This window comes from Streptomyces sp. NRRL F-5630 (assembly GCF_000719475.1).
GTDB lineage: Bacteria > Actinomycetota > Actinomycetes > Streptomycetales > Streptomycetaceae > Streptomyces.
The window spans coordinates 1-9,408 of the sequence record NZ_JOGO01000123.1 but is presented as its reverse complement, the minus strand read 5'-3'; the positions used below and the strand labels follow the sequence as shown (position 1 = coordinate 9,408).

Below are 9,408 nucleotides of genomic sequence, written 5' to 3'. Positions count from 1 at the left end.
GGGCTGCTCCGGTGGGAGGCTTCGGGGCGGGGCGAGCTGGCGGCGGTACGGGGTGGGGCGCGCTGGCGGGCGAGGGCTGCTTCGGTGGGTGTACGGGGTGGGGCCGTCTCCGTGTGGGGGCTGGATCTTCCCCTGTGCGGAGATGCGCGTCGTTCGGGAGCGCCGGGCGCCCGGCGGGCTCGGTCAACGCCAGGGACGGCCGATGGGAGCGCTCCGTGCGGGTCGTCGGTTGCGGGCTGTTCCCTGTCCGCCCCCGTCGACGCCCCGTGCCCTCACCTCTTTCTCGCACGCTCCGTTCATGGCACCGTGCGCCCGGTCGTGCGCTCTTAACACGGCCCGTACCAGCGGCTTTATTGGTGGGGCGTGGGTCGGCCCGCTGAAAGTGACACAGCGGGTCGGGGGAGACCGCCGTCCTCATCCCCGCGGACGGCGGACCGGTCCGGGAGGTGAACGGCGCCTCCCGGACCGCGCGCGTTTCCGGGGTGCGCCGGCCCACCGCCCGGGACTTCCCAAAGCGCGGACCGGCACGAGGGCACGTCGGCACCCGAGCCGGTACGGCGGTGCATGGGCGGCTGGGGTGGCTCGGGGCTGGGCCGTGGCGCCGGGGGTCCGCTGGGGAGATGCGGCGGGGGGCTGCCCAGGGCGGGGCGCGGCCCGGGCGCGGTGCATCGGGGCCCGCGGGGTGCTGTACGCGCAGGGCCTCGCCTCCGCCGCGAGGCGCGCCCTCCTCCGCGTCAGGGCGCGCCGAGCAAGTCGGGCCGAGGCGGCCGCCCGCAGGACACGGAAGCCACGGCGAAGGCGGTACGGGACCACGTAGCCCCCATCTCCGTGCGCCGTCGGCCCGCCTGGTGCGGTCTCCGCCCCGCCACTTTCCCGGGCACATGCCCCTGGCCTGCCCGCCGCGACCGGTTCCCGCCCCCCAGCGGAACGACTCGCCCACGCAGCTCACCTCCCCACCCGGGGTACCTCGACTCGCCCCGCCGCGGTACCCCGTGCCCCCCAGCGGGCCGTAACCCCTTCCGTCCGCCATCCGCCACCGTGCGACCAACTCGCCATCAGCTTGCCAACCCTTCCCAACTTCGCCTATTGCTGGCCAACTTCACTCAGGAATCCGCCAAGCCCGCATTCCGGCCGGGTCCTCACGGGCCGCAGACGGGCCTTCCACTTGCCGTCCGCAACGGCCTGGTGGCCCCGGCCGGGACCTCCGCACCCGGGCTGGTGACCGCTTGGTGACAGGTGGGTGCCGGATGCGGAGTGCCAGGGCCGGCGGGTGCTTTGGGGCGCGCGGCGGGCGTGTGTGAGGGCGTGCGGTGACGGCCGGTTCCGGTGGTCGCCCAGGTGCGACGTCCTTGAAGTCGGGCCGCGAGCGCCGGGAAGGCTGCCCGTTCCGCACTCGATGAAGACGTATGAACGGGGAACGCACACCCCGCCCCGCCCCTGCCGGGCGCTGTCCCGGGCCCCGTCGGAGAGCGTCACACCCGCCCCCGCACGCGCTTTGCCTCGCACCGTAATTGGCCGAATTCCTTCGGTCTCCACCCCGCGCCCGCTTCTTCTGGCAGCCCTTCGGACGGGGACAAGCGGGTCCCACACGCCCGCCGTGGCGCACGATGTCCACCGAAGCGCTCTCTTCCCGTACCCCTCCACCCGACCCGTCGCCCCGTCGACCGCCACCCATTACTGCCGCAACGCCTCGCTCCGTCCCCCGAACCGCCGCCGCAGCCGGTCACCGCGACGATCCGTTCCCCACTTCTTGGCGCGAACTCTGCTGCAAGCAGGGGAGTTCGCCCGTCCGCTCCCTGGGCGGGGGCGGAGTACGGCCAAGTGGTCTGTGCCGGGGGCGCATTCACCCGGCGCATGTGTCACTCCGCACGTGCGCGCACCGCCCCCACCCCGCAGGTTCGGGCACACCGCGACGCGCGACCGTACCCCCCGGAGGAGGGCTTCTTCGTGGCAGCATGGGCGGAAGCGGCGGGACCTTCCGGCGGAACTCTCCTGCGCGACTGGGTTGTCCACAGGCTGTGGAGGCGGCGATGCGCTGGTTGGTGGGGTGGAGCAGCACTGCGGCCCGGCGCCGTACACCCGGCCCTGCCACGTACGCACCGCCCGGCCCGCCCACCGGTTCCGTCGCCGCCCAGGACACCGCCTTCGGCACCCCAGGAGCCGAGCACGGCTACGGCGACCCCTACGGCTTCGACCAGTACGGCAGCCGCGGCGGCGGCGCCGAGCACGGCAGGGGCCGCACCCAGGAAGCACCCGCCGCCCACGGCACCTACGCCAGGGACCACAGCGGCGCCGACGACTACGCCGAGGACACCATCCAGCCCGTCGGCGCCCAGCTCCTGTGGGGCGACCCCGACCCGTTGTGGGCCGTCGGCGACTGGCGTCCTGACGAACTCCGCGTCGTACGCGCCGACGCCGAGACCCGCATCGCCGTCCTCGGCACCTGCGCCGCCACCGACGCCCAACTGCGCGCCGCGCTCTACTCCGCGAAAGGTGGTGCGCTGCGCCACCTCACCGCGTGGGCGGGCAGCTACACGGCGGTCGTCCAGGTCGGCCGCCGCACCATGGTCGTCGGCGACCTCGCTGGCGCACGCCCCGTCTTCCACACCCCATGGGCAGGCGGCACCGCCTTCGCCACCGCCGCCCTCCCGCTCGCGGACCTCATCGAGGCCAACCTCGACATCGGCTACCTCGCAGCACTCCTCGCCGCCCCCGACATCCCCGAGGCCCTCCAGGACGCCACCCCGTACGCCGGTGTCCGCCGCGTCCCCCCGGGCCACGCGCTGATCATGCGCGCGGGCGTCCCCGAGATCGCCGGGTACGAGCAGATGACCTCGCTGGCCGTCTCCGCCGCGCCCGTCGCCGCCGACAGTGCCGTCGAGGCGGTGCGCGAAGCACTCGTCGAGGCGGTACGGGTCAGGCTCGCCGCACCCCGCCACGTCCCCGGTACCGAGGCCGACCAGGGCCCCGTCCCCGGCATGGGCCCCGCCGAACGCCGCGCCGCGCGAGGGATGCCGCAGCCCGGCATCGGGGCGGACCTCTCCGGCGGCAGCGGCTCAGCGACCCTCGCCCTCCTCGCCGCCGGACTGCCGGGGATGCCCGGCACACTGCTCGGGCAGGGCACGGGCGCGGGCGAACGCCTCGTCGCCGTCACCTTCAACGACCTCGTCGTCCCCGGCCGCGAACCCGAGACCGAACGCGCCGCAGCCCTCGCCGCCAACCCGCGCCTGCACCACGTCGTTGTCGCGGGCGGCCCCGAGACCCTGCCCTTCGCTGAACTCCGGGTACCGCTCACCGACGAACCGGGCCCGGCGCTCGTCGCCGCCGGCCGTCACCGCGCCCGGCTCCTCGCGGGCAGCGCCGACCACTTCACCGGACACGGCGCCCGCCAAGTGCTCGACGCTCACCCCGCCCGTCTCGCCGACCTCCTCATGGACCGGCGCAGACGCCACCTCGTCCGCCCGGTCGCCGCACTCACCAAGGCCGAAGGCTCCGTCATGGTCCCCGGCAAGGTGTACGGTGCCGCGCGCCGCCTCGCTCGCACCCCGTACCGCGAAGGGCTGGAGGACGCCGCCGACCTCCTCCTGCGCCGCCGCTTCCCCGAGACGGCCGACGGCGCCATGGGCGCCTCGCTCGCGGCACTCGCCTGGGCCCGCCCGGGTCCGGCGGCGCGCTGGCTCACCGGCGAGGCCCTCGCGGAAGTATCGGTTCGCCTCCACGAAGCGGCGGCCCGACCGGGGCCCGGCTCCGGGCGCCGCCCCGGCGACTTCCGAGCCCGCGCCGCCCTCGCCCGGCACGCCGCCGACCTGCGCGTCCTCGAACAGGCCGCCGAGATCCGCTTCCAGCGCCTCCACGCCCCCTTCCTCGACAACCAGGTTGTACGGGCATGCCGCGCCCTCCCCGAAGCGCTGCGGGTGCGCCCCGGGGCACGGGCCGGAGTGCTGCGCGCCGTCCTGGAGGGTGCCGGCGTTCACGAACTGCCGCCCGGCTGGGGCACTCCCTCGACGGCCGACCCGTACGCCCCCCTCCGTATCGGCTTGCGCAACCACCTGGACGCCCTCCTCGATGTCTTCCGCACACCTCTCCTCGCCGAGGCGGGCCTCATCGAGGCCCGGGTGGTGCGCAAGGCACTGCGGCAGGCCGCCGAGGGCGCACCCGTACCGCTCGACGGCCTCGCGGAGCTCGCCGCGACGGAACTGTGGCTGCGGCGCCTTCTGGAACGGCGGGGCACCTCATGGACGGGCACGCCTACTCGTCAGCGCGCCGTACCCACCGGCTCGGTGGCGCCGGCGCGAGGCGTCGCGGGCGCGCTGGGGGCGGGCCGGGGGGCCGTCAGCGGCTGACGGCGTCCTGGTGGCCGGAGTGGGGGCGGCCAGCGGCACAGCCGATCCTCCGGCTCAAAGGGGCGAGGGACTTACCGCCGCAGTAATGCTGTCGTTCGTCGGCCCGCCGTTGGGTTCTGCTCACTACCTCCCGTCTCGCTCGCGACATCCTGCGCTGGGCGGGCGTCGCGCAGCTGTTGTAGATGGTCGCGCGCCTGATGTTCGCGACCCTGCGCACGAAGTGCGGGATGAGGAGGCCGGTCCGAGACGCCCCGGCCGGGAGGGACGACTCCCTTGCCGCCGGCTGGCACCGGGGCGCTGCTGACCAACCTCCTCAACCCAAGGTGGCGTGTTCTACGACGCCACCCTTCCTCCGGCATACCGGAGGAATCGCCGCATCTCACGATGGGCTTACCCCTCGCGTGGGTGCACCTCACGCTCGGACTCGTGTGGATCGCCATCCTGGTCGGCTGCGCCGGTTCACTCACGGCACCCACCTCCGCCAGCCCAGGGCACGCGCGCTCTTGGACAGGGTGACAGGAGGTCTCATCGCAGCCCTGGCGATCCGGCTGACGATGAGCGACTGAGCTCGCCCGCGGAAGGGGCCCCGGACGTGGGGCCCGTAACAGCGGACGGCCTCCGGGCCCACGAGCCGCCCGGGAGGTCCGGAGCGGCCTCGGACGCCCCGGTGCCCGCACTATAGGCACATGTCTGCGGCGCCCGCTGCCAGCTGCACATCTCCTCACTCGGACGAGTGGCACGATTATTTTTTCGGCCGGAGTTATCCACAGATGTGGGCGGTTGGGCGGAGGTGGGGCGGCGGACACGAAAGAATGGATGCAGGGGAGCCCCCCGGGTGGGTGGGGGTATGCCCGCATCCACCCGCACCACCCCCACCCCCACCCCACCAAGCCTCCCCGAACATTGGTTCCCGCCCGCACCCCTCGTGGACAATGGCCAGGTGAAGTACGGCATCCTCGGTGCCACCGAGGCTCAGGCCCTCGACGGCACTCTCCTGCCGCTCGGCGGTGCCAGGCTGCGCGCGCTGCTCGCCGCTCTCGCGCTGCGTCCCGGCCGCGAGGTGGCCGCGGGCACGCTCGTGGACGAGGTGTGGGGCGGCGAACCGCCACGGGACGCCGGTGCCGCGCTTCAGGCACTCGTCGGGCGGCTGCGCCGAGTCCTCGGGCGTGCGGCGCTCGCCTCGGGTCCGGGCGGCTACCGGCTCGTCGCCGAGCGGGGCGATGTCGACCTGTACCGATTCGAGGACCTGCTCGGCGAGGGCTCCGCCGCGCTCGACGCGCACTCCTACGAGAAGGCCGCCGAAGTCCTGCGTACCGCGCTCGGACTGTGGCGCGGCCCCGCGCTCGCCGACCTGCCCGAGGCCGCCGCGGAGGCCCGGCACGCGGAGGACTTGCGGCATACCGCCGTACGCCGCCGGGTCGAGGCCGACCTCGGCGCGGGGCGCGCCGCCGTGCTCGTACCCGAACTGCGCGGGCTGACTGCGGCCCACCCGTACGACGAACGCCTCCACGGCCTCCTGCTCCGCGCCCTCCGTGCGGACGGCCGACCCGCCGACGCGCTCGCCGCGTACGAGGACCTCCGCCGCACCCTCGCCGAACACCTCGGAACCGACCCCGGCCAGGAACTCCGCACCCTTCACGCGGAACTCTTGCGCGCGACGCCCACTCCCGACCCGGCACCCGCCGCGCCCCCACCCGTTGCAAGCCCCCCGCCCGCTCCCACCACCGGCATTCGCCGCCGGCTCACCTCCTTCGTCGGCCGAGCCCGGGAGATCGAGAGCATCCGCGCCGCCCTGCGCGCGTCCCGCCTCGTCACGCTCACCGGCCCCGGCGGCTCGGGGAAGACCCGCCTCGCCGAAGAAGCAGCGCTCGGCTACCCGTACGAAAATCCACCCACCCCAAGCCCAGACCCTCAGGCCACCCCGACCGCAGCGCCCAGCCCAGCCCCAAGTGAAACTGCCCCACGCGAAGCCCGCGCCACTCTCCCAACCGAAGCCCCCACCCCCACCCCGGGCGACCGCCCCTTGAACACCGCGACCTCCCGAACCACCTCACCCCAAGCCCCTCACTCCCACCCCCACCCCCTCATCCGCCTCGCGGAACTCGCCCCCCTCGACCGCCCCGAGGACGTCCCCGCCGCCGTCCTCAGCGCGCTCGGGGTGCGCGAGACGGTGTTGCGCACCGCTCCGGAGCGGCCCGTGGCCACCACCGATCCCGTCGAACTACTCGTCGAGTACTGCGCGGGCCGTGAACTGCTACTCGTCCTGGACAACTGCGAGCACGTCATCGAGGCCGCCGCGCACCTCGCCGAGACGCTCCTGACGCGCTGCCCCGGTCTCACGGTGCTCGCCACGAGTCGCGAACCGCTCGGTGTCCCCGGCGAGGCCGTATGGCCTGTCGCCCCGCTGCCGGCCGCCGAGGCGGTCCGGCTCTTCGCTGAACGCGGTGCCGCCGTGCGCCCCGGTTTCACCGTCGCCGAGGAGCCGGAGGCCGTCGCCGAGATCTGCCGCCGCCTCGACGGGCTGCCGCTCGCGATCGAACTCGCCGCGGCGCGCCTGCGCCTTCTCGGTCCCCGCCAGCTCGCCGAGCGGCTCGACGACCGTTTCCGGCTCCTGACCGGCGGCAGCCGCACCGTACTGCCCCGCCAGCAGACCCTGCGCGCCGTCGTCGACTGGTCCTGGGACCTCCTCGACGAGGAGGAGCGCGACGCCCTGCGCGAACTGTCCGTCTTCGCCGGTGGCTGGGACCTCGCCGCCGCCGAGGCCGTTTGCACGGGGCCCGCGGATCACCTCGTCGGCGCGCTCGTCGACAAGTCACTCGTCGTCGCGAGCCCGCAGCCGGACGGTACGGGGATGCGCTTCCGCATGCTGGAGACGATCCACGAGTACGCGGCCGAGCGCGCCGCCGAGGACGCCGACCGTGCCGTCACCGCCGGACGCTGCCACACCGCGTACTACCGCGCGCTCGTCACCACCGCCGAACCTCTCATCCGTTCGGGTGAGCAACTGCCCTGGATCGCCCGCCTGGAGACCGAACTCGACAACATCCGTGCCGCTCTCGCCCGCACTCTCGCCGCGGGCGAAGAGGAGGACGCGGTCGCGCTCGTCCTCGGCTGCGGCTGGTTCTGGTGGCTGCGCAACCACCGTATCGAGGGCGCCGAGTGGGCCGAGCGCACCATGGTTCTCGCCGGTGGCGTCCCGGCCGCCGTCGGCGACCTGCACGTTCGCCACAGACGCGCCGAGGGCGGTACGGGCCGGGCGGCACCGACCGACCCGGGCCCCGGCGTCCCGCCGGACGACCCGCGCTACTGGCCCCGCCTCCACCTGCGCATGCTCCACCTCTTCCTCTCCTCCGAGACCGACCCTGACCACGAGAACCTGACTCCGGCCGCCCGCGCCTACGTGACCGGGCTGCGCAACCTGTTCGCCGGGGCCGACGTGCCCGAGGCCACCGTCTTCCCCGGCCTCCTCGCGGCCTTCGCCCCCTTCTTCCTCGACACGGCAGAGGACGCCTACCCGCTCATCGACGGCGCCGTCGACCGCTGCCGTCGCCTCGGTGCCGACTGGGAACTCGCGACCGCCCTGATGTTCCGCGTCCACATCACCGTGGACGCCCCGCGCGAGAACGCCGACGTCCAGGAGGACCTCGGCGAACTGCGGCACCTGTGCGCCCGCACCGGCGACCGCTGGCTCGGCGCGCAGGTCGCCAGCGCCCGGGCGGAACTCGCGATGGCGCAGGGACGGTACGACGACGCGCGCGTCGAGTGCGAGGGCGCGCTGCACCTCGCGCAGGAGGTCGGCGCCTTCGCCGAGACCCCTTTCCTCCTCGCCCGCCTCGCCGAGATCGCCCACCACTCCGGCGACCGTTCCCAGGCCGAGGCGCACATGGCACGCGCCGCAGCCGTCGCCGACGAGACCGGCTCGCTCGACGCGCACGCCTTCCTGATGCTGCTCCGCGCCCGCATGGCTCTGGAGGACGGCGCACCCCAGGAGGCCGAGGCACTGTGCGCGCGGCTCAGGACCGACAACGGCAGAATAGGCGGCCCACCCACCTGGATGGCCGCCTTCGCCGATACGGAGGTACGGGTACGGGCCGCGCTCGACGGTGCCGACGCGGCGCTCCCGCAGTGGCGCGAGACCCTCACCGCCGCCGTCTCCGCGCACCTCTCCGGCAGCATCACCGCCTCGCTCCTCGAAACCGGAGCCCTGCTCCTCATGGAGACAGGCGACCACACCACCGCCGTCCAGGCCCTCACCGTCGCCACCCGCCTGCGCGGCCCCCACGCCCGCGGCCCCCACGAAGCGGACCTCGCCGCCCGCGTCACCACGACCACCCGCGCCGCTCTCGGCCCCGAGGCCCACGCCGAAGCAGTCGCCGCAGCCGCCTCCGCCGAGCCGGCCGACTTCATCGACCGGCCTGCGGCAACCCCGTCCCACCAGCGCGGATGAAGGCGTCGCCCGTGCTCACTCGCAGGTGAACCGCGAATCCGCCCAGTCCGCCACGCCCACCCGTCCGAGACCGCCCCACATCCGCTGCGCGACGCCGAGCCCCGGGCCGCCCCCGTCGCCGCCACCCGTGAGCGACCCGGCAAGAGAGCCCCCCGGGGCGGAGGCCGCCGCCGGGCCCACCGCCTCCACCACCAGCCGCACCGTCCGCCGTCCCGCGATCCCCACCTGTACGGGTACCGCCGGGGCGCCACCCCGCAGCACCTCCGAGCGCCACAGCCGGACACCGTCGGCCCAGACGGAGAAGCGGGCCGCGCCGAGGCCCAGGGTCATGTCGTCGAGCCCCACGTACGCCTGGTACTTCGTGCACCTGCGGTTGAGGTCGATCGTCGTCTCGGACGGGATCCGCACGCTCACCCCGTGCTCGTACCGCGTCCCCCCGATCGACATCCCGCCGGGCCGTTGCCACACCGGGATTCCGTCGAGCCGCATCTCCGGTCCCGTGCCGTCCCCGAGGAGGCCGTACGGCAGCGTGCTCCAGCTGTACTCCACCGGATCGGCGGGCGGCGGCGGGGGAGTCGGTGAGGGAGCCGGCGGAGCGGGGGTGGGGGAGTGCTGGGG

General features: G+C 74.5%; 3 protein-coding genes. 2 read left to right on the top strand and 1 reads right to left on the bottom strand.

Features of this window, described 5'->3' with window-relative positions:
- Positions 1-2,030 precede the first annotated feature (2,030 nt).
- Positions 2,031-4,343, top strand: a complete 2,313-nt coding sequence (locus IF99_RS0129270) for an asparagine synthase-related protein (protein ID WP_078655338.1) — start codon at positions 2,031-2,033, stop codon at positions 4,341-4,343.
- 940 nt (positions 4,344-5,283) lie between these two features.
- Positions 5,284-8,790 (top strand): ATP-binding protein, encoded by a 3,507-nt coding sequence (locus IF99_RS0129265; protein WP_107049032.1) that lies wholly within the window; start codon positions 5,284-5,286, stop codon positions 8,788-8,790.
- Between the two features lie 15 nt (positions 8,791-8,805).
- Here IF99_RS0129265 and IF99_RS0129260 read toward each other — a convergent pair.
- Positions 8,806-9,408: NPCBM/NEW2 domain-containing protein (locus tag IF99_RS0129260; protein WP_199806584.1), on the bottom strand; the 603-nt coding region annotated here is incomplete at its 5' end.